General features: G+C 69.6%; 15 protein-coding genes. 11 read left to right on the forward strand and 4 right to left on the reverse strand.

Annotated features, from left to right (window positions below):
- Positions 1–14: 14 nt before the first annotated feature.
- Both AVT10_RS06975 and AVT10_RS06980 read left to right on the forward strand, forming a co-directional pair.
- Positions 15–338, forward strand: coding sequence for a thioredoxin family protein (locus AVT10_RS06975; RefSeq protein ID WP_066689578.1), 324 nt, complete (start codon positions 15–17; stop codon positions 336–338).
- Positions 335–1,177: a hypothetical protein gene (locus AVT10_RS06980; protein ID WP_066689579.1), complete on the forward strand. Its 843-nt coding sequence runs from the start codon at positions 335–337 to the stop codon at positions 1,175–1,177. The genes AVT10_RS06975 and AVT10_RS06980 overlap by 4 nt, the downstream gene beginning before the upstream one ends.
- Positions 1,178–1,200: 23 nt before the next feature.
- On the opposite strand, the gene AVT10_RS06985 is transcribed toward AVT10_RS06980, so the two are convergent.
- Positions 1,201–4,755, reverse strand: coding sequence for a hydantoinase B/oxoprolinase family protein (locus tag AVT10_RS06985; protein WP_066689580.1), 3,555 nt, complete (start codon positions 4,753–4,755; stop codon positions 1,201–1,203).
- A 101-nt stretch (positions 4,756–4,856) separates the two neighbouring features.
- On the opposite strand from AVT10_RS06985, the gene AVT10_RS06990 reads away from it, so the two are divergent.
- Genes AVT10_RS06990 through AVT10_RS07015 form a run of 6 tightly spaced genes read left to right on the forward strand, consistent with a single transcriptional unit; the run spans position 4,857 to position 10,221 of the window.
- Positions 4,857–5,366: a winged helix DNA-binding protein gene (locus AVT10_RS06990; RefSeq protein WP_066689581.1), complete on the forward strand. Its 510-nt coding sequence runs from the start codon at positions 4,857–4,859 to the stop codon at positions 5,364–5,366.
- A gap of 15 nt (positions 5,367–5,381) precedes the next feature.
- Positions 5,382–6,047 carry a DUF969 domain-containing protein gene (locus AVT10_RS06995; protein WP_066689582.1) on the forward strand — a complete coding sequence of 222 codons (666 nt, stop codon included), beginning with the start codon at positions 5,382–5,384 and terminating at the stop codon, positions 6,045–6,047.
- Positions 6,044–7,009: a DUF979 domain-containing protein gene (locus AVT10_RS07000; protein ID WP_066689583.1), complete on the forward strand. Its 966-nt coding sequence runs from the start codon at positions 6,044–6,046 to the stop codon at positions 7,007–7,009. The genes AVT10_RS06995 and AVT10_RS07000 overlap by 4 nt, the downstream gene beginning before the upstream one ends.
- Positions 7,006–7,992: a DUF2891 domain-containing protein gene (locus AVT10_RS07005; RefSeq protein WP_066689584.1), complete on the forward strand. Its 987-nt coding sequence runs from the start codon at positions 7,006–7,008 to the stop codon at positions 7,990–7,992. The genes AVT10_RS07000 and AVT10_RS07005 overlap by 4 nt, the downstream gene beginning before the upstream one ends.
- 58 nt (positions 7,993–8,050) lie before the next feature.
- Complete coding sequence (locus AVT10_RS07010) at positions 8,051–9,553, forward strand: tryptophan halogenase family protein (RefSeq protein WP_066689585.1); 1,503 nt, start codon at positions 8,051–8,053, stop codon at positions 9,551–9,553.
- Positions 9,550–10,221 (forward strand): DUF6445 family protein, encoded by a 672-nt coding sequence (locus AVT10_RS07015; RefSeq protein WP_066689586.1) that lies wholly within the window; start codon positions 9,550–9,552, stop codon positions 10,219–10,221. Before AVT10_RS07010 ends, AVT10_RS07015 begins: the two co-directional genes overlap by 4 nt.
- Here the strand turns inward: AVT10_RS07015 and AVT10_RS07020 are convergent.
- The gene (locus AVT10_RS07020; protein WP_066689587.1) at positions 10,196–12,259 is read right to left on the reverse strand and encodes a hypothetical protein; all 2,064 of its coding nucleotides are present in this window, start codon (positions 12,257–12,259) and stop codon (positions 10,196–10,198) included. The genes AVT10_RS07015 and AVT10_RS07020 overlap by 26 nt on opposite strands.
- A 172-nt stretch (positions 12,260–12,431) precedes the next feature.
- Positions 12,432–14,975 carry a TonB-dependent receptor domain-containing protein gene (locus tag AVT10_RS07025; RefSeq protein WP_126013959.1) on the reverse strand — a complete coding sequence of 848 codons (2,544 nt, stop codon included), beginning with the start codon at positions 14,973–14,975 and terminating at the stop codon, positions 12,432–12,434.
- 200 nt (positions 14,976–15,175) lie between these two features.
- On the opposite strand from AVT10_RS07025, the gene AVT10_RS07030 reads away from it, so the two are divergent.
- Positions 15,176–17,371: a glycoside hydrolase family 3 N-terminal domain-containing protein gene (locus tag AVT10_RS07030; RefSeq protein ID WP_084401448.1), complete on the forward strand. Its 2,196-nt coding sequence runs from the start codon at positions 15,176–15,178 to the stop codon at positions 17,369–17,371.
- 35 nt (positions 17,372–17,406) lie between these two features.
- Here the strand turns inward: AVT10_RS07030 and AVT10_RS07035 are convergent, their stop codons facing one another.
- On the reverse strand, positions 17,407–18,123 hold the full coding sequence (locus AVT10_RS07035) for a 2OG-Fe(II) oxygenase (RefSeq protein ID WP_066689589.1): 717 nt from the start codon (positions 18,121–18,123) through the stop codon (positions 17,407–17,409).
- Here AVT10_RS07035 and AVT10_RS07040 point away from each other — a divergent pair.
- Entirely contained in the window at positions 18,116–18,970 is an 855-nt protein-coding gene (locus AVT10_RS07040) for a 2OG-Fe(II) oxygenase (RefSeq protein WP_232307917.1), read from the forward strand. The genes AVT10_RS07035 and AVT10_RS07040 overlap by 8 nt on opposite strands.
- Positions 18,967–20,021, forward strand: a 1,055-nt coding sequence (locus AVT10_RS07045; RefSeq protein WP_332307284.1) for a tetratricopeptide repeat protein, incomplete at its 3' end; no start/stop codon positions are given. The genes AVT10_RS07040 and AVT10_RS07045, both read left to right, overlap by 4 nt.

Below are 20,021 nucleotides of genomic sequence, written 5' to 3' on the forward strand. Positions count from 1 at the left end.
GGATCACGACAGCCATGGTTCGCAAGGTTACCGATGTCACCGGTATGGATTTCGTCGACGTCACCGCGCAGGAGGGGGCGACCCTGTTCGACCTGTGGTCGCCCGCTTGCGCGCCCTGCGCCGCGCTGTCTCCGATCCTCGACGATCTGGCGCGGGACTTTGCGGACGATCTGCGCATCTGCAAGGCGAATGTCGCCGCCGACACGACGCTGGGCGAGCATTTTTCCGTCCGTTCGCTGCCGACGCTTTCGCTGTATCGTGACGGCGCGGAGGTCGACCGCGTCATCGGTTTCCGGTCGCGGGCGCAGCTGACCGCGTGGATCGAGAGCCTTTTGTGAGCGGCGCGTTCGGGGGCGATCCGGCGGTCAAGGCGGCGCTGCTCGACCGGCTGCGGGCGCATGCGGCGGACGATACGCTGCGGTTCGGGGCGACGGCATGGGACGGGCGGGGGGGCACGCCGCTGGGCGTATCGACCCGGGGCGGCGACAGCGCCGATTATGCCGATCGCTTCGGCTATCCGCTGGCCCTGGCGGGATTGCTCGATCCGATGACCGCCTATGCCGGTCCCGATCGGGCGGTCGATGCGGCGCTGGCCTGGGTGGAGCGCGTGCCGGCCGGTGCCGACCTGTCCCCGGTGCCCGAACGAATCGTCGATCATCTGCTGGGTGAGATGGCGGCCGACCGGCTGGCCGTATCCTGTCGTGCCGAACTCGGCCAGCTATACCATGCCGAGGCATCCGGGACGCCGCCGGCGCGACGCGACTGGGCGGAACTGCGCCGGCGGATCGAGCGGGCGGCGGAGGAGGAGCCGCCGTCGAGCGATGCGCGGGTCGCGCTGACCGCCTGTGCCACCGCCTGCTGGCCACTGACGACCAGCAGCTCGGTCCTGCCGACGCTGATCGCCGTCTGGCTGAAGGACGCCAGTCGCGTGCCGGACCCCGAATTCGGCGAAGCGGTGCGTGAACGGGCGCATGGCATGCTCGACCAGATCTATCGCGAAACCCAGCCGTTGCGCGACGCGGGCGAGGCGGTGGACATTCCCGCGCGGTTCCGCGCCCGTGCGCCCGCGCTTGCCGCCGCGTATGAGGCGCAGCTTGCGCGCGCCAATGCGCGCTACATCGATCGTGCGCGGTCGGTGCCGGACATGGTGCTCGCGCATCTCGCCGCCGTCGGCTGATCCCGGCGAACGGGTAGGGCGGCTCAGGCGGCGCCGTAGCCGCCGCCCCCCGGGGTTTCGATAACGAAGCGGTCGCCTGGCCGCAGGTCGACCTGATCGACGCCGCCCAAGGGCCGGATGCTGCCGTCGTGCCGTTCGACCCGCTGCGTGCCGACCGCGCCGTCGCCGCCGCCGGCGAGGCCGAAGGGCGCGACCGTCCGGCGGGAGGCGACGATGGTGGCGGTCATCGGCTCCAGCGCGGTGATCGCACGGACCACGCCGTCGCCGCCCGACCGTGCTCCCTTGCCGCCCGATCCCCGGCGGATCGCGAACCGGTCGAGCCGGACCGGGTAGCGATGCTCGAGGATTTCCGGGTCGGTGATCCGCGTGTTGGTCATGTGGCTGTGCACCGCGGACGTGCCGGCAAAGTCCGGCCCCGCGCCGGTCCCGCCGCAGATCGTTTCGTAATATTGATAGCGGTCGTTGCCGAACAGGAAGTTGTTCATCGTCCCCTGCGCCGCCGCGCAGGCGCCCAGCGCGCCGAGCAGCGCGTTGCAGACAGCCTGACTGACCTCGGTATTGCCCGCGACCACGGCGCGGCCCGGCGGCGGCGACAGGAACGTGTCGTCGGGGATGACGATGGTGAGCGGCGCGAGACAGCCTTCGTTGAGCGGCAGGTCTTCACCGACCAGGCAGCGAAAGGCGTAGAGGAGGACCGCGCGCGTGACCGCGGGGGGTGCGTTGATATTGCCGGTGCTGGCCGGACCGGTGCCGGTGAAGTCGATCGTCGCCGCACGCGCCGCATGGTCGATGGTGACGCGGACCTTGAGCGGCGTGCCGTCGTCCATTGCATAGTCGAACGCTCCGTCCGCCAGACGGGTCAGCACGCGGCGGATGCTTTCCTCGGCATGGGCCATGACATGCCTCATATAGGCTTCGACGACGTGCCAGCCGCTGGCGGCGACCAGCGCGGACAGTTCGGCGATGCCGGTCGCGTTGGCGGCAAGCTGCGCCTTGATGTCGGCCACATTGGTATCGGGGCTGCGGGCCGGATAGCGCGCGTCGGACAGCAGCGCACGGAACGCGTCCTCGCGCAGCTGCCCGCCATCGACCAGCAGGAAGTCGTCGATCACCACGCCTTCCTCCTCTAGCGTGCGCGAAGCGGGGGGCGTCGAGCCAGGGGTCAGCCCGCCGATATCGGCGTGATGGCCGCGATTGGCGACGAAGAAGCGGATGTCGCGCCCCGCATCGTCGAACACCGGCGCGATCACCGTCACGTCGGGCAGATGGGTGCCGCCGTTGAACGGATTGTTGAGCGCGACGACGTCGCCCGGCTTCAGCGTCTTCCCCCGGCTGGCGAGGATGGTGCGCACGCTCTCCCCCATCGCCCCCAGATGCACCGGGACATGCGGCGCGTTGGCGACCAGCCGCCCCTGCGCATCGAACAGCGCGCACGAAAAGTCGAGCCGTTCCTTCATGTTGACGCTGCTGGCGGTGTTGCGCAGCACGACGCCCATCCGCTCGGCAATGCCCATGAAGCGGGTATTGAACAGTTCGAGCTGGATCGGATCGACGACCGCCGGATCGAGCGCGCCGCGCGCGGCGGCCCCGTCGTGGCGCAGGACCAGTTCGCCGCCAGCGCCGACCTCGACGGTCCAGCCCGGTTCGACCATCGTCGTCGCGATCGCTTCGCGGATCAGCGCGGGGCCGGCGATCCGGTCGCCGGGGCGCAGGCCGGCACGGTCATGGACCGGCGTGCGATGGTCCGCGCCGCCGGTCCACACGGTCACATGGTCCAGCGGCGCGGGCAGGCCACCATCGCGCGGCGGCAGCGGCACGGGCGCAACCGGTTCGCCGGCGACAATCGCCTCCACCACCACACTGTCGATGACGATGGCGCGCTCGGGACTGACGAAGCCGAACCGGGCGCGATGCGCCTGTTCGAACGCCGCGCGCATCGCATCCTCATCGGCCCAGTCGACCGGCAGCGCGGTATCGGTGCCGGCATAGCGCAGATTGACCGTCACCACCCGGCGAGCGTCCGCACCGACCTCCCGCGCGGCGTCGTCGCCAAGCGTCGCGACCAGCGCGTCCAGCGCCGCGCCCAGCGGCTGTTCGACCGAACGCTGCCGGATCGCGACCTTGTCGGCCAGCCCCATGCCATAGGCGGACAGCACCCCGGCGAACGGATGGATCAGGACCGTGCGCATCCCCAGCACCTCCGCCACGCGGCAGGCATGCTGCCCGCCCGCGCCACCGAAACATTGCAGCGCGAAAGTCGCGACATCCTCCCCCTGTTCGAGTGCGACGCGCTTGATCGCGGCGGCCATCTGCGCGACCGCGACGTCGAGGAAACCTTCGGCAACCCGACGCGGATCGTCCATGCCCGTCCGTACGGCGAGATCGAAAAAGCCGCCCCGCGTCGCGGCGAGGTCGAGCGGTTCGTCGCCGTTCGGGCCGAACACCGCCGGGAAATAGGCCGGCTGAATCTTGCCGACCAGCACGTTCGCATCGGTCACGGTCAGCGGCCCGCCCCGCCGGTAGCAGGCCGGCCCCGGATCGGCTCCCGCGCTGTCGGGCCCGACGCGGAACCGCGACCCGTCATAGTGCAGGATCGAACCGCCGCCCGCCGCCACCGTCTCGATCGACATCATCGGCACGCGCATCGCGACACCGGCGATCTCGGCGTCCAGCACCCGCTCGAACCGGCCGGCATAGAGCGCGACGTCGGTCGAGGTGCCGCCCATGTCGAACCCGATTACCCGGTCGAACCCGGCGGCTTCCGCTGTCCGCGCCGCCGCGACGACGCCGCCTGCCGGTCCGGACAGGATCGCGTCCTTGCCCTGGAACGCCCGCGCATCGGCCAGCCCGCCGCTCGACTGCATGAAGTGCAGCGGAACGGGGCCGAGCGCGCCTGCCACCCGGTCGACATAGCGGCGCAGCACTGGCGACAGATAGGCATCGACCACCGTCGTCCGCCCGCGCGCGACGAGCCCGATCAGCGGGCTGACCGCATGGCTGGCCGAGACCTGCGCGAACCCGGCCTGCCGGGCGAGTGCGGCGACCCGCGCCTCGGTCGCGGCATGCGCCCAGCCATGGGTGAGCGCGATCGCGACGGCGTCATACCCCTCCACCCGGCGGGCGGTCAGCAGGGCGAGCGTCCCGGCATCGTCGAGCGGTAGGACCTCCACGCCGTCGCGATCGATCCGCCCGCCGATTTCGATCACATCGTCGTACAGCGGCGCGGGGCGGCGGATCGCCAGGTCGAACAGGCGCGGCCGGGTCTGGTCGCCGATCGCCAGCAGGTCGGCAAAGCCGCGATCGACCACCAGCAAAGTCCGTGCGCCCTTGCGTTCCAGCAGCGCGTTGGTCGCGACGGTCGTACCCATCTTGACCGCGGCGATGGCCTCGGCCGGCAGCGGGGCGTCGTCCGCCAGCTTCAGGATGGTGCGGATGCCGGCGACCGCCGCATCGGCATAGCGTTCCGGGTTTTCGCTCAGCAGCTTGGCGGTCTGCAACGATCCATCGGGCGCGCGGGCGACGATGTCGGTGAAGGTGCCGCCCCGATCGATCCAGAAAGACCAGCCCGCCATGTCCATCCTCCGTGACGAATCGTCGATAAATCGTCGACAAATGATCAAGCTGGATTGACAGATTTGCGCGCCGGCGCAACCCTCCGCCGGAGAAAGGGGATCGGGGCATGGCACAGGACAGGCGGGCTATCGTATCGTCGGCGCATCTTGCCGATGGCGCCGCGCCCGCTTTGTCCGAGTTGGAGTTCAGCCTGACGCTGGCGGCGGCATCCTATCAACGCTGGATCGCGCGTTGCGCGGCGGCCGCCGGTCTGGCGCTGTCGCCGCTGGAGGTGCTGATTCTCCATACCGTCCGCCACCGCGACCGGGCGAAGCGGATCGCCGACATCACCCTTGTCCTCGATATCGAGGACACGCACCTCGTCACCTACGCCATCCGCAAGCTGGAGCGCGCCGGGCTGATCGCGACGCACCGTGCGGGGAAGGAAAAGCTGGTCGCGGCGACCGATGCCGGCCGCGATTTCTGCGCGCAATATCGCGAAATCCGCGAGCGGGTCCTGGCCAGCGCGATCGTCGCCGACGGGCCCGACAGCGCGCAACTGTCCGACGCGGCCGACCTGCTGCGCCGCCTGTCGGGGCAGTATAACCAGGCGGCCCGCGCCGCCGCGACCTTGTAAGGGGGGAGGGGCGCCATGCTGGTCCTGTCGGGGATCGCGATCATCATCATCGGCTTCGCGCTGCGGGTGAACCCATTGCTGGTCGTCACCGTCGCGGCGCTGGCCAGCGCGGCCGCCGCCGGCCATGGCCCGGTCGAGGTCGTGGCGATGATCGGCAAGGCGTTTGTCGATGCCCGGTTCCTGGCGATCCCGTTCCTCGTGCTGCCGACGATCGGCCTGCTGGAGCGCGCCGGGCTGCGGGTCCGGGCGCGCGCCATCGTGCAGGGGCTGCGCCGCGCGACGGCGGGCCGGGTGCTGATCGGCTATCTCGCGCTGCGCCAGATCACGGCGGCGCTCGGCCTGATCTCGCTTGGCGGGCATCCGCAGATGGTGCGGCCGATCGTGGCGCCGATGGCCGAGGGTGCGGAGGAGCGCGACGAACACCGGCCGCTTGATCCGCAGACCCGCGATCACATCCGCGCCCATGCCGCCGCCGTCGACAATATCGGCGTGTTCTTCGGCGAGGATGTGTTCATCGCGGTCGGATCGATCCTGCTGATCCGTGCGATCCTCGAACAGGATGGCGTGACCGTCGCGCCGCTCGAAGTGGCGGTGTGGGCGATCCCGACCGCGATCGCCGCATTCCTCGTCCATGGCGCGCGGCTGCTGCTGCTCGACCGTCGCCTGAAGCGTCGCGCATGATCGGGCTGGACGCGCTCGGCATCGCGGCGGCGACCCTGCCGGCGGCGGTCGCGATCCATCATGCGCTCGACCGGGCGGAGCCGACGCGGTGGCGCAATGCGGGCTTCTGGGGCGTGTTCGCTCTGCTGCTGGGGGTGGGGCCGTGGCTGCCCGACTTGGCGAATGGCTGCCTCGTCCTCGTCATGGTCGGTCTTGCCACCTGGGGACTGCACCCGGTGCCGCCCGCACCCAGTTCGGCGGAGGCGCAGGGCGTGCAGGCGGCGCGGCTGGGCAACTGGCTGTTCGTGCCGGCGCTTGCGATACCGCTGGTGACGCTCGCAGGGACGCTGTCGGTCGGCGACGGTCGCATTGCAGGCGCCCCAGTGATCGATCCGAAACAGGTGACTTTGGTCGCGTTGACCATCGGCGCGGTCGTCGCGCTGGTGCTGGCGATGCGGCTTACCCGCCTGCCGCGGTCCGCGCCGGTGGCGGAGGCGCGGCGGCTGGTCGATGCGATCGGCTGGGCGATCGTCCTGCCGCAAATGCTGGCGGCGTTGGGCGGCGTCTTCGCGCTGGCCGGTGTGGGGAAGGTTGTGGCGGACGGGGTCGTGAATGTCGTCGCGCTCGATACGCCGCTGCTCGCCACCATCGCCTATTGCGTCGGCATGGCGCTGTTCACGATGGTGATGGGCAATGCCTTTGCCGCCTTTCCGATCATGACCGCCGGCATCGGGCTGCCGATCGTCATCCGCCAGTTCGGCGGCGATCCCGCGATCGTCGCGGCATTGGGCATGTTGTCGGGCTTTTGCGGCACGCTGATGACGCCGATGGCGGCCAATTTCAACATCGTGCCGGCCGCGATCCTCGAATTGCGCGACCGTTTCGGCGTCATCCGCGTGCAATGGCCGACGGCGATCGTCCTGCTCGTCTTCAATATCGCAGTGCTGGCGCTGTGCGCCTTTCCCGGAGGACTGGTTCGATGACTCCCGATCAGGCAGCGGCGTTCGCCCGCATCGCGCTGGGCCATGTGACGCGCGAATATCCGCACAAGGCGGACCATGTGATGACCGGCGATGCCGACGCCTATCTGCCGCGCCGGGTGCATCCGATCTTCTTCGGCAGCTTCGACTGGCATAGCTGCGTCCATGGCTATTGGCTGCTGACGCGCATCCGCCGCCTGTTCCCCGATCTGGCCGAAGCCGCCGCGATCGACGCGCTGTTCGCCGATGCCTTCACCGCGGAGAAGGTGGCGGCGGAGCGCGCCTATCTCGACCAACCGATGTCGCGCGGGTTCGAACGACCCTATGGCTGGGCGTGGTTGCTGATGCTGCACAGCGAACTGATCGTCGCCGGCAGCCCGCATGCCGCGACGCTGCGTCCGCTGGCCGATGCCTTTGCCGAGCGCTGGCGCGCGCATCTGCCGCTGATGACCTATCCGGTGCGGGTTGGCATCCATGCCAATACCGGTTTCGCGGTGGTGCTGGCCGATCGCTATGCGCGGGTGACGGGCGATACGGCGCTGCGCGAATTGATGGCGGAGCGGGTGCGGCACTGGTTCGACACCGACCGCGCGGCGCAGGCGTGGGAGCCGAGTGGCGAGGATTTTCTGTCGCCGGTGCTGATGGAGGCGATGGCGATGCAGCGCGTGCTGCCCGCCGACGCCTTTGTCGCGTGGTTCGCCGACTTCCTGCCCGCGCTGGGGGCAGGTGAGCCGGCGACGCTGCTCACCCCGGCGCGGATCAGCGACCGCAGCGACGGGCGCATCGCCCATCTCGACGGCCTGAACCTCAGCCGCGCCTGGGCGATGCGCGCGCTGGCACCCGCGATCGGCGGTACTGCGGGCGGCGTGCTGGAGGCTGCCGCCGATGCGCATCTGTCCGCCGCGCTGGGCGAGATTGCGGGCGACTATATGGGCGAACACTGGCTCGCGACCTTTGCCTTGCTGGCGCTGACCGGGGTCGATTGATCGCGGGCCCGGCGATGCCCGCTTCTCACCACGGAAGCGGCGGTATACCACGGCGACCATGCAAGCACCGGATCGCGTTCGTCGTGTCGTCATCCTGGGGGGCGGGACCGCCGGCTGGATGACGGCGGCCGCGCTGTCGCGCAGTTTCGGCGATACGGTCGCGATCACCCTGCTCGAATCCGATGCGATCGGCACCGTCGGCGTGGGCGAGGCGACGATCCCGACGATCCACTGGTTCAACGAGCTGATCGGGATCGACGAGGCAGAATTCTTGCGCGCGACGAAGGCGACGTTCAAGCTCGGCATCGAGTTCGTCGACTGGGCCGCGCCGGGACATCGCTATTTCCATCCCTTCGGACAGTTCGGGGCGACGCTGCCCGGCGTCGCTTTCCACCATCGCTGGCTGAAGGCGCAGGCGGAGGGCATGGACGTGCCGCTGTCCGCACTTTCGCTCGCGACGCAATTGGCGGCAGAAGGACGGTTCGCCAAGCCGGTGGGCGATCCGCGGTCGATCCTGTCGACGCTCGGCTATGCCTATCATTTCGATGCCGGGCTTTACGCCGCCTTCCTTCGACGGCGCAGCGAGGGCGCGGGCGTGGTCCGGGTCGAGGGACAGTTGCGCAACGTCGAGCGCGATAGCGACACCGGCCTGCTTACCGCGCTGGTCACCGAGCGCGGCGAACGCATCGCGGGCGACCTGTTCATCGACTGCTCGGGCTTTCGCGCGCTGCTGATCGCGGGGGAGATGGGGGAGGGCTATGAGGACTGGTCGCACTGGCTGCCCTGCGACCGCGCGGTCGCGGTGCCGTGCGCCCGGGTCGCGGCGACCACGCCGTTCACGCGATCGACCGCACGCGCGGCAGGGTGGCAATGGCGCATCCCGCTCCAGCATCGCACCGGCAACGGCTATGTCTATGCCAGCCGCTACGTGTCGGATGACGAGGCGGCGGCGACGCTGATGGCGAACCTCGATGGCGAGGCGCTGGCCGAACCGCGCTTCCTGCGCTTCACCGCCGGCACGCGGCGGCGGCCGTGGCGGGGCAATGTGGTCGCGATCGGGCTGTCGTCGGGATTCCTCGAACCGCTGGAATCGACCAGCATCCACCTGATCCAGAGCGGCATCGCCAAGCTGCTGACCTTGTTCCCGAACCGCGACCATGACCCGGCGCTGGCCGACCGGTTCAACACCGTGTTCGCCCGCGACATGGACGGGGTAAAGGATTTCCTGATCCTGCACTATCACGCCAACACCAACCCCGCCCCCCTGTGGCAGCACTGCCGGACGATGACGCTGCCCGAGACACTGATCGCGCGCGAGGAACAGTATCGGCGATCGGGGCGGATCATCCTCGATGCCGACGAATTGTTCCGCGACGCGAGCTGGCTGGCGGTGCTGAACGGTCAGGGGATCGTGGCGCAGGGCTATAACCCTCTGGCCGATGCGATCGACAGCGCGACGAATAAGGCGCAGGTCCGCCAGATCGCCGACGTGGTCGCGCGGGCCGCGCCGACGCTGCCGCTGCACGATGCCGCGCTGGCCGCGATCATCGGCACGGCATGACCGCGCCCGATATCGTCGCTCGGCGGGTCGGGACGGAGCGGCAACCGATCGCGATCGTCGACCATTTCCATCCCGACCCGGCAGCGTTGCGGGATATTGCCGCCGCCGCCCGGTTCGAACCGGCGCGACGGCAATATCCGGGCATCCGCGCGGCATTGCCGGGCGATTATTTCCAGGCGGTGCGGCCGGCGCTGTCGCAGGTGCTGGCACATGTCTTCGGTCATCGTGGCGGCGTCGCGCTGCTCGATGCCAGTTTCTCGATCGTGACCGTGCCGCCCGAACGGCTGTCCGTCGAGCAGCGATTGCCGCATTTCGACGCGGTCGAGCCGGACCGGATCGCACTGGTCCATTATCTGGGCGCGGGCGATAGCGGCGGCACCGCATTCTACCGCCATCGCACGACCGGGTTCGAGACGATCGACGCGACGCGTGCACCCGCCTATCTCGACGCGGTGACCCGCGAGGTGCGGCGGGTGCCGCCGCACGGCTTTATCGCCGGATCCACCCCGATGTTCGAACAGGTGTCGGCGATCGATGCGCGCTGCAACCGGGCGGTGATCTATCGCAGCGCGTTGCTGCACAGCGGATCGATCCCGCCCGGCGCGGTGCTGAGTGCCGATCCGCGTGAAGGGCGGCTGACGGTTACCGCCTTCCTGTCGCTGGGCTGAGCGCGCGCGGTGGCTGCACCGCCAGATAGACGGTGCTCCACAATTGTGCGGCGTTCGATTCATCCACGTCCTGCTTGCCGGCGCCGAACGCCATGACCCGGTATCGCCCGCCGCTATAGTCCCACGACCAGAGTTCGGAGCTCTGCGTCGCGCGGGTGGCGGCGATCGCGCGCCACAATGTCGCCTGCGCACGGGTCAGGACCGCGCGGGTCGCGGGCGGCAGGTCGCGGCGGGCGAGCTGCCGCTCGAGGCCGGCGGCGAACAACGCCTGCTGCCACGACCACACGACCGCGCCGTGATAGGCGGCCGGGGTGAAGCGCCCCTGTACGCTCGCGTCGGTCTGCGCCGGATTGGCGACGAGCATGCCGATATCGGTCATCAGCCCGGCGGGAAACGGTCGCATTGCCGCGGTGACATAGGTTTCCAGATCGGCGGGGGACGGTTCCGCGAACATCAGCGTGAAGCCTTCGTCGGAATGGACGATCGGGATCGGCCGGCCGGCGTCGTCGAGGGCGATCGCATGGAAGACCAGCGGCGCAGTGCCGAGGGCGGTGAGCGCGGGCGCGGCCGGGATGCCCAGCGTGCGGGCATAGTCGTCGATGCGCGGCCGGGCCTGGGTCGCGGGTATCGAGACGCGGAAGAGGGGCGGGGCGCGGTCGCGCCAGACAGCGGCCATCGCATCGGCCCGCGACAGCGCAGCGCGGTCCTGCGCCGTCAGGTAGCGGTCGAGCAGTCCGGCGCGCAGCAGCCGCGCCGCCGATTCGAGCGCGGCGGGCACGAACACCGCGTTGACGTCATAGGCATAGCGGCCGCGGCCCAGCCCCTCTTCGCTGTCGCGCCACTGGCCGGTCAGGCGGCCCTTGGGAATCGCGATCAGGCGCGAGGGTTCGGGGCGGTCGGCGAAGGGGCGTGCGCTGTCGATAACGTGGCGAAGGTTACGCACTAACGCCTTTCCGGCGGGGGCGGTGGTGCCGGGGATGGCTTCGCTGGCGATCGGGCGGTCGAGGAAGGCGCGGGCGGTGGCGGTGTTGCCGTGGTCGAGGAGATAGGCGGCGGCGACGGGGGCGAGCATATAGTCGTCGTCGACCATCGCGTAATCGAGCACGGCCGCGTCACTGCGCTGATTAAGTTTACGCCGGTCGACCACGGCGAACTCGCCAATGCCCTCTTCATGCGCGACATCGCCGCGCGCATCGAGCCGGGCGAGCACCGAACCCAGCCCCGCCTCGATCGCCTGCGGCTGCAACACCGGCATCAACAGGCGCAGCGACATCAGCGTGTCGCGACCGAAATAGGTCTGGAACCGCCACGACCCGGCGAGGAATTTTTCGCGATAGCTGAGGAAACGCAACGCGTTACGCGCGCCGGGATCGTTGGCGGCACGTGCGTTGAGCAATTCGTTCGCGGCAAGGCCGTGCAACGGCGTCTCCCCGCTCGACGCCAGGATTTCCATGCGCAGCGGCCGGCCGGCTGCGGCGACCAGCACGCCGCCCCGGATCGAGCCGGAGAGCAACCTTATCTGCAGCAGATAGCCGGGCCTGCCATCGAGGCGCGGGCGGCTCCAGCGGATCGTGTTGCCCGACACGACCGGATCGACCGCGACGTCGGCCGGAAAGCGACCCACCGACTGATAGTCGCGCAGGAAGCGGATCGACGACAGGACCGCCTGTTTCACCCGCAGTTCGGGCGCGTCGATGCTGGCGATGGTCTGCACGGCCGGTTGCGGACCGGCGATGCCCGGCGCGGTGGTCGGGCGCGGCGCCTGTTCCAGACGCCAGGTCGCCGCGCGCCCGACAGGTTCGAACCACAGCCCGACCCCGCTGTTCCCGGCGGGAAAGGCGACGAGGATGCGCGGATCGGTGCCGTTGCGCAGCAGCAGGTGCGCGGCGACCGGCCCTTCGCGGACAAAGGCGTTGAGATTCTGCCCCTCGGTCAGCTGATAGGCGAGTTCGGGCGCCCTGGCCGGTCGCTGTGCCACCGCCAGTCCCGTTCCCGCCAGCATCACGCCGGCCAGCATCCATCGCGCCACGGTCTTCATGTGTCGAACCTCTTTTGCGAAGCGCGCGACCCCGAAAAGGCCCCGCGCTCTTTCGTGACGTCATCGTACCCCCGCACCGGCGGGGGTCCAGAGCCAAGCAAAACAACGGCCTGCATTCGTGACCCTGGACCCCCGCCTGCGCGGGGGTACGGAAAGGCGACGACAGGGCCCGTCAGAACCGGAAGGTCAGCGTGCCCCCATAGGTCGGACCGACGATGCCGCGGGCATAGAAATAGCCGTCGGTAATCGCCTGGGTCTGACCCTGACGCGGATTGCCCTCGGTCAGGCCGACCACGTCGAACACGTTGTCGGCGTTCAGGTTCAGCTGCACCCGTTCGCTGAGGTTCAGGTTCACGCCGATCCCGGTCACGCCGTAGCTGGGCAGGGCGATGCCGTTGCCGTTGTCGGCAAAGATCTTGCCGACGAACTTGTAGCGGGCATAGACGTCGCCCAGCCCGTCGGGCAGCGTGAGCGTCGGCAGGATCGTGAACAGCTGCGCCGGCGTCCGTTCGGGGCGATTGCCCTCGAACGCCGCGCCCTGATCGACGCCGTCCAGCTGCAGGTTGAGCAGCTGCGGGTCCTGGAACACACCCTGGAAATCGACCGAGAACCAGTTGGTCGGCCGCACCACCAGGTCGATCTCGACCCCCTTGGTGCGCAGGTCGGCGTTCAGATTCTGCTGCTGCGACGGGTTGGTCGGGTTGGCGAAGTTGTAGTTCTGATTGTCGAAATTGGTGCGGAACACCGTCGCCGAGCCGGAGAAGAGGCGACCATATTGGTAGCGCACGCCGGCTTCGTACAGCTCGATCGTGGTGATCGGATCGACATTGTTGGTCTGGAACCCGTTGGCATAGCGGGCATAGACCGAGAAGTTCGGCGTGATCAGATAGTTGGCGCCGACCGTCCACGACGCCTTGCGCTGCGTGCGCTGCCGTGTGGTGAAGGTGCCGTCGAAGCTGGCGCCGACATTGCGGATGACGCCGCCGACGCCGGGCTGCACCGGCTGGTTCACCGCCAGCTGGTTGCCGTCGAGCGCGGTCGCGTCGTCGCTTTCCCAGCGCACGCCGCCGTCGACGCGCAGGTCGCCGAACGCGACTTCGTCGTTGACGTAGAGCGAGACCGCCGAGTCCCGCCGCTCGCGGATGCCGGCACCCCAGTCGCCATAGGAGACGAGGCCGTTGTCCGACAGCGTGCCGATGACCTGGTTGTTACCGTCCAGCGCGACGATGTCGTACACGTCGCTGTTGGTCTTCACGTCGTTGACCATGCTGGCGGTGGCCGACTGATCCTGCTTGCGGATCACGTTGTAATACATGACGCCGGCGGTCAGCGAGTTCTTGAACCGGTCGTTTTCATATTCCCAGCGACCGCCGACATTCGCGCCGAAATCGCGGCCGTCGATATAGTCGTGGTTGAGCGTGGTCCGCTGGAGGAAGCCGTTGCCGGCCAGCGCGGCGAGCTGTGCGGTCTGGTTCGACCCCAGCACCACGCCGGTCCGCAAATTCTTGATCCCGAAGCGCGTCGCCGCCGGATAGGCCGCGCGGCCGAGCGTCAGCAGGTCGTTGATCGGCGAGGAGGCGCCGGGCGTCAGATAGTTCTGCGCGCTGGTCAGGCCGGCATTGCCGGTGCCCGATCCTGGGAACAGGCCGTTGAAGTCGTAGGAATATTTCAGGTAGCGGGCATGGGCGAACAGGTCGATGGTCTCGCCCACCGGCTTTTCGATGTCGAAGCGGACCTGCGCGGTCTTCGCCTTGATCCCGTCGCGATAGCGGAATTCGCGGAAGCCGCTGGGATGGGCGAAGGTCGACACCGGCACCGCGATATTGGCGAAGGCATCGCCGCCGACATTGCCGTCCTGCGTATCCAGCCCCGGAATGCCGCGGATCTTGCCCCCGTCGAGGCGGTAGGGCATCGTCGCATAATAGGCGTTTTCGACATCGCCGCCCTTGGCCGACAGGCGCGCATAGCCGCCATCGTCGAAGCGATATTCGAGCATCCCCTTCAACCGCCAGCCGGCATAGTCGAACGGGTTTTCGCGCACGCCGGGGCTCGACTGGATATAGCCGCCGACATTGAAGGCGAGGTTTTCGGCCAGCGGCTGCGAATAATAGAAGTCGCCGCGCTTCATGCCGTAATTATAGGCGGTGACGCGTGCGGCTCCTTCGGCTTCCCTGAAGTTCGGGCGCTTCGAGATGAAGTTGATCGTCGCGCCCGCGCCGTTGACGGTCAGTACGCCCGACGACCCGCCCTTGACTGCTTCGAGGCGATCGATGGTCAGGTCCTGGTCGAAGAAGAAGTCGGCGCCGCCGCCGCCATAGAGGATCGGCATGCCGTCCTCCTGCAGCTGGACGAAGCGCTGGCCGCCGCCCTGCAGGCCGCGTACCGAATAGTTGTTCGATACCTGACCCGCCGTCGCTTCGACGAAGATGCCGGGCACCAGTTCGAGCATGTCGGCGGTCGAACGCGGCGCGCGCCGGTCGATATCGGCGCGGTCGGCGAGCGTGATATCGGCCGATGCGGTGATGAGCGGACGATCGCGCGAGGTCGTGCCGGTGACGACGATCACGTCCTGTTCGTCATCGGCGGTCGTGGTGCCGTCGGTCGCCTGCGTCGCGGCCGGATCGGCCGGCGCGGTCTGCGCCCAGGCGATCGTCGGCAGCATAGCGGCGCCAGCCAGCAATGCTGCACGCGCGGCTGCGCGATTGAATGTCAGCATGTTCCCTCTCCACCCAGATATTCCGTTGGTCCCGGCATTGCTGGGACCGGTTACATCTAGACCCCGGCGGAAAGGCCGGCAATCATGGTATACCGGGAACCGTATCAGAAAGTCGTTCTGTGGCGATTGCGCAACATTGGCTGGAACGGGTGCGGCCAAGTCGCCGTAAAGTCTTGCGAACCGCGTTGCTGGGCGCGGGCATGGCGGCGGTCGTGCGACCGGTGCGGGCGGCATCGTCGCGGGTCGAGGCGCTGATCACGCGGATGACCCTGGCCGAGAAGGCGGGACAACTCAGCTGTTTCAACGACGAGGTTCGGCCGGTCGGCGCGGTGTTCAATCCGGTCGTCGATCCCCGCGGGCGCGACGCGATGCTGGCCGATATCCGCGCCGGGCGGGTCGGCATGCTGTTCAACGGCTATGGCGTAGCGGGTGCGCGGGTGGCGCAGGCAGCGGCGTTGCAAAGCCGGCTGCGCATCCCGCTGGCCTTTGCCGCCGACGTGCTGCACGGCTGTCGCACGATCTTTCCGATCCCGCTGGCCGAGGCGGCGGCGTTCGACCCCGACCTGTCGCGGCGTGCGGCGCGAGCGGTCGCGCGCGAGACAACGGCGGGCGGCATCCATTGGACCTTCGCGCCGATGGTCGATGTCGCGCGCGACCAGCGCTGGGGCCGGGTGGCGGAAGGGGCGGGGGAGGATGTGCTGCTCAACCGCGTGCTGGCGGCGGCGCGGGTCGAAGGGTTTCAGGGACCGGACCTGACGCGCCCCGACGCGCTGCTGGCGACGCCCAAGCATTTCGTCGGCTATGGCGCGGTGCGCGGCGGCATGGAATATGCCGCGGTCGACATGAGCATGGCCGAGCTGCGCGAGACGTTCGTGCCGCCCTTCGCCGCCGCCTTTGCCGCCGGGGCGGGCGCGACGATGGCGTCGTTCACCGATTTTGGCGGGGTGCCGGTCAGCGCCAACCGGCCGCTGCTGACCGACCTGTTGCGCGGCGAACTGGGCTTCGACGGGGTGTGCGTGTCGGATTACGATGCCGACCGCGAGCTGATCGCGCACGGTATCGCGGCGGACGAGGCCGATGCGGCGCGGCTGGCGATCCTCGCCGGGATCGACATGTCGATGCAGAGCGGGTTGTTCGTGCGGCACTTGCCGGCGCTGGTGACGAGCGGCCGGGTGCCGGTGGCGGCGGTCGACCAGGCGGTGCGGCGGGTGCTGACGCTGAAGGAGCGGCTGGGCCTGTTCGACGATCCGTTCCGATCGATCGATGCGCGGGCCGAGCGGCGCGAGACGGGGAGCGTGGCGATCCGGCGGACCGCGCGCGAGGTGGCGACGCGATCGATCGTGCTGTTGCGCAACGATCGCGACCTGCTGCCGCTGCCGCGCACCGGGCGGCGCATCGCGCTGATCGGGCCGTTCGGTGCGGACCGGGCGAATTTGAACGGGCCATGGTCGTTCGCGGGCGATGCGACGGACGGGATCGATATCGCGCAAGGCGTGCGCGCGATGCTGGCCGATCCGCAGGCGCTCAGCGTCGAGGCGGGGTGCGGGATCGTCGATCCGCTGCCCGGCGGGATCGAGCGCGCGGTGGCGGCGGCGCGCGCGGCGGACGTGGTTCTGCTGGCGATCGGCGAGGGCGCCGACATGTCGGGCGAGGGCAACAGCCGCACCGCTATCGTCGTGCCGCCGGTGCAGCAGGCGCTGGCGGAGGTGGTCGCGGCGACCGGGCGGCCGGTGGTGGTGCTGTTGCGCCATGGCCGGGCGCTGGCGCTGGACGGGGCGGTGCGCGATGCGCCCGCGCTGCTCGCGACGTGGTTCCTGGGGGAACAGACCGGTCCGGCGATCGCCGACATCCTGTTCGGCGTCGTGGAGCCGACCGGACGGCTGCCGGTCAGCTTTCCGATGGCAAGCGGACAGCAGCCCTGGTCCTATGACCGGCGCAGCACCGGGCGGCCGGCCCCCGACAGCGATCCGATGGCGGCGGGCCGCAGCCATTGGCGTGATGCGCCGGACCGCGCGCTATACCCGTTCGGGTCGGGCATGGGGTATACGCGCTTCGCGCTGTCCGAGCTGCGCCTGCCGGCCATGGTCGCGGCGGGGGCGGCGGTGCCGGTATCGGTGGCGGTGCGCAACATCGGCGCGCGGACCGGAACGGCACTGGTCCGCGTCGACCTGCACGACCGGGTGGCGAGCAGGAGCCGACCGGTGCGCCAGATGAAGGCGTTCGCGCGGGTGACGCTGGCACCGGGCGCCGAGACGCGGGTCGCGCTGGAGATCGCCGGCGACGCGCTGGCGCTGGTGGCGAGCGACGGGACGTGGCGGATCGAACCGGGCGCGTTCGACTGCTGGGTCAATGCGGGGGACGATGCCGAAATTGCGGGGGCGTTCGAGGTGCGGTGAACGGAGGGCTCGGAGGCCGCGCCGGTGAGGCGGGATCAGGGTTGCGGTTCGGCGCGCAGCCAGCCCGTGATCGAATAGCGCCGCGCCGGGGCGGCACGGGTCACTTCGCTGACGCTGTGTTCCTGCGGCACGGCAAAGATGGTCATCCGGTTGAACCCCGGCGCGACCGCGCGCAGTTCGCCGTCCGGCCCGTGGAACAGCAGCAGCCCGCCCCATTCGGGCCGCCATCCCGGGGTGAGGCCAAAGACATAGGCGGCCCGGCGATGCTTGCCCGCGACGGCATCGTCATGGACGGTCAGGAAATCGCCGGGGGCATAGGCGGTCGCCTGCGCATCGGCGAACCGTACGTCACCCGCCCCGGTAATCGCCCGCAAGGCGTCCAGCATCGCCGGCGACGACATCCAGCGGGCGAAACCGCCAAGCGGGGTCGTATCGCCCGCGCGGTCCCGCACGGCGTCGGACACGCGGATGCTGTCGAAGCGGAACTGAAAGCCGGCGCGCGCGGCGGCATAGACCGCGAGGTTCAGCGCCTCGGCCCGTTCCGGCGGGATCGCCCCCCATCCGGCGCGGTCGAATTCGACGACCTGGTCGCCGCTCAGCACCAGCTTGCGCCAGTCGGTCCGCTGGCGCAGATGCGCCGAAAGCAGCAGCGCGGCATCGCCGGCCAGGGCATTGTCGATCACCACGCGCCCGTCGCGGCGATAGCGTTCGGCGAGCATCGCGAGATCGAGGGTCGGGTCGAGCGTGAACATCGGTGCCGGATGGCATGGCACCGATCGCGCGGCGAATGAAGCCCCCGTGTCGGGCGACGGCTTGCGCCATCGCGCCGGCTGGGCGAAACCTTTCGCGTATGACCACCCGGTATTCCGCATGATCGAACTGCTCGCGCTCAACCCGTCGCTCGACCGGACGGCACTTGCCGCGCAATTCGCGGCGGACGGACGGGTGCAGATCCGCGATGTGCTGACCGATGTCTCGGCACGCGCGCTCCACCGCGTCATCGCCGAACAGACGCCATGGGGCATCGCCTATGATGTCGGCACCGACAAGCCGGTCGGGCTGACCGCCGCCGAGTTCGCCGCGCTCGACCCGGCACGCCGCACCGCCATCCGCGAGGCGATCGAGCAGGCGATGCGCGGGCGCGACTATGGCTTTTCCTATGCGCGCTACCCGATCCTCGATGCCTATCTCCAGCACTGGGCGCCGGGCGGGCCGCACGACATCGTGCTCGAACATATCAACGACGCGCCGTTCCTCGACCTGGTGCGCGGCGTCACCGGCATGCCCGACCTGCGCAAGGCGGATGCGCAGGCGACCTTGTTCGCGCCGGGCCAATTCCTGGCGGAACATAGCGACTCCCATGTCGGGGAGGGGTGGCGCATCGCATACGTCCTGTCGCTCTGCGCGGTCGACTGGCGGCCCGACTGGGGCGGCTATCTGCAGTTCTTCGACGACGATGGCGATATCGTTGCGGGATATCGGCCGCGCTTCAATGCCCTGAGCCTGTTTGCGGTGCCGCGCCCGCATGCCGTCAGCTATGTGCCGCCATTCGCGCCGGTGGGGCGCTATTCGATCACCGGCTGGTTCCGCGACCGGTGATCGCCGCCACGCTTCGACAGGCGGCGCTGGCGGCGGCGGCGCGGGGAGACGACGCTGCTGCGGCCAGGGGCTTTGCGCAGGCGGTGGCGACCTATCCGGGCGATGCCGCGCTGCTCAACAGCGCCGGGAATTTCCATGCCGGGGCGGGGCGGGCGGCGGAAGCACTGGCGCTGTTCGACCGCGCACTCGGCATCGATCCGGCGCTTGGCGAGGCGGCGATCAACCGCGCGATCGTCCTGACCCGGCTGGGCCGCGCAGCCGAGGCGGTGGCCGACCTGACCGCGCGAGAGGCGGCGCTTGCCGGGCATCCGCGCTATTGGACGACGCGCGCCGCAGCCGAAAATGCTGCGGGAAACCTGCGCGGGGCTGCCGCCAGCTATGACGAGCAACTGCGCCGCGATCCGCGCAACCGCCGGGCGCTCCATGGCCGGGCGCGTATCGCGCTCGACCGGGGCGATGGCAGCGCGATCGCCCGGTATGATGCCGCGCTGGCCGAGACGCCGGGCGACCCGTGGCTGTTGCACGGGCTGGCACAGGCGCTGGAGGCGGCGGGCGACCGGGCGGCTGCGCTTGAGCTGTCGAGGCAATTGGCGACGCAGCTGCCGCAATGGATCGACGCGCTCGAACTCCATGCCACGCTGCGCTGGGCAGCAGGCGATCGGGACGATTTCTGCGATCATTATGCCGCGGCTGTGCCGCATCATGCCGATGGCGCGGCGGAGCGATCCTGGGCGGCGATGCTGGCCGGGGTCGATGCGCATGCCGCCGCCGCCGACATCCTGGCGCAATGCCGTGCGCGGATCGGTCCGCGCGACCCGTTGCTGCTCGACGAAGCGGTCTATCGTGGCGAGGCCGGGGACGATGCGGGTGCCGAGGCGATCTTTGCCGCCGGGACGCCCGCAACCCCCGACTGGTGGATTGCCGCCGCACGGCAGGCGCTGCGGGCCGGACGCCCCGAACAGGCCGATACGCTGCTGGGACAGGCGATCGCGGTGCGGGATGATGACGTGATGGCGTGGAGCCTGCGCGATCTGGCATGGCGGGTGCTGGG

This window comes from Sphingomonas hankookensis (assembly GCF_001619955.1).
Lineage (GTDB): Bacteria > Pseudomonadota > Alphaproteobacteria > Sphingomonadales > Sphingomonadaceae > Sphingomonas > Sphingomonas hankookensis_A.

Excerpts from the sequence above, each read along its gene's own strand:
- AVT10_RS06975 (WP_066689578.1), top strand. The coding sequence starts at position 15 with ATGGTTCGCAAGGTTACCGATGTCACCGGTATGGATTTCGTCGACGTC.
- AVT10_RS06985 (WP_066689580.1), bottom strand. The coding sequence starts at position 4,755 with ATGGACATGGCGGGCTGGTCTTTCTGGATCGATCGGGGCGGCACCTTC.
- AVT10_RS06990 (WP_066689581.1), top strand. The coding sequence starts at position 4,857 with ATGGCACAGGACAGGCGGGCTATCGTATCGTCGGCGCATCTTGCCGAT.
- AVT10_RS06995 (WP_066689582.1), top strand. The coding sequence starts at position 5,382 with ATGCTGGTCCTGTCGGGGATCGCGATCATCATCATCGGCTTCGCGCTG.
- AVT10_RS07000 (WP_066689583.1), top strand. The coding sequence starts at position 6,044 with ATGATCGGGCTGGACGCGCTCGGCATCGCGGCGGCGACCCTGCCGGCG.
- AVT10_RS07005 (WP_066689584.1), top strand. The coding sequence starts at position 7,006 with ATGACTCCCGATCAGGCAGCGGCGTTCGCCCGCATCGCGCTGGGCCAT.
- AVT10_RS07010 (WP_066689585.1), top strand. The coding sequence starts at position 8,051 with ATGCAAGCACCGGATCGCGTTCGTCGTGTCGTCATCCTGGGGGGCGGG.
- AVT10_RS07015 (WP_066689586.1), top strand. The coding sequence starts at position 9,550 with ATGACCGCGCCCGATATCGTCGCTCGGCGGGTCGGGACGGAGCGGCAA.
- AVT10_RS07020 (WP_066689587.1), bottom strand. The coding sequence starts at position 12,259 with ATGAAGACCGTGGCGCGATGGATGCTGGCCGGCGTGATGCTGGCGGGA.
- AVT10_RS07025 (WP_126013959.1), bottom strand. The coding sequence starts at position 14,975 with ATGCTGACATTCAATCGCGCAGCCGCGCGTGCAGCATTGCTGGCTGGC.
- AVT10_RS07030 (WP_084401448.1), top strand. The coding sequence starts at position 15,176 with ATGGCGGCGGTCGTGCGACCGGTGCGGGCGGCATCGTCGCGGGTCGAG.
- AVT10_RS07035 (WP_066689589.1), bottom strand. The coding sequence starts at position 18,123 with ATGTTCACGCTCGACCCGACCCTCGATCTCGCGATGCTCGCCGAACGC.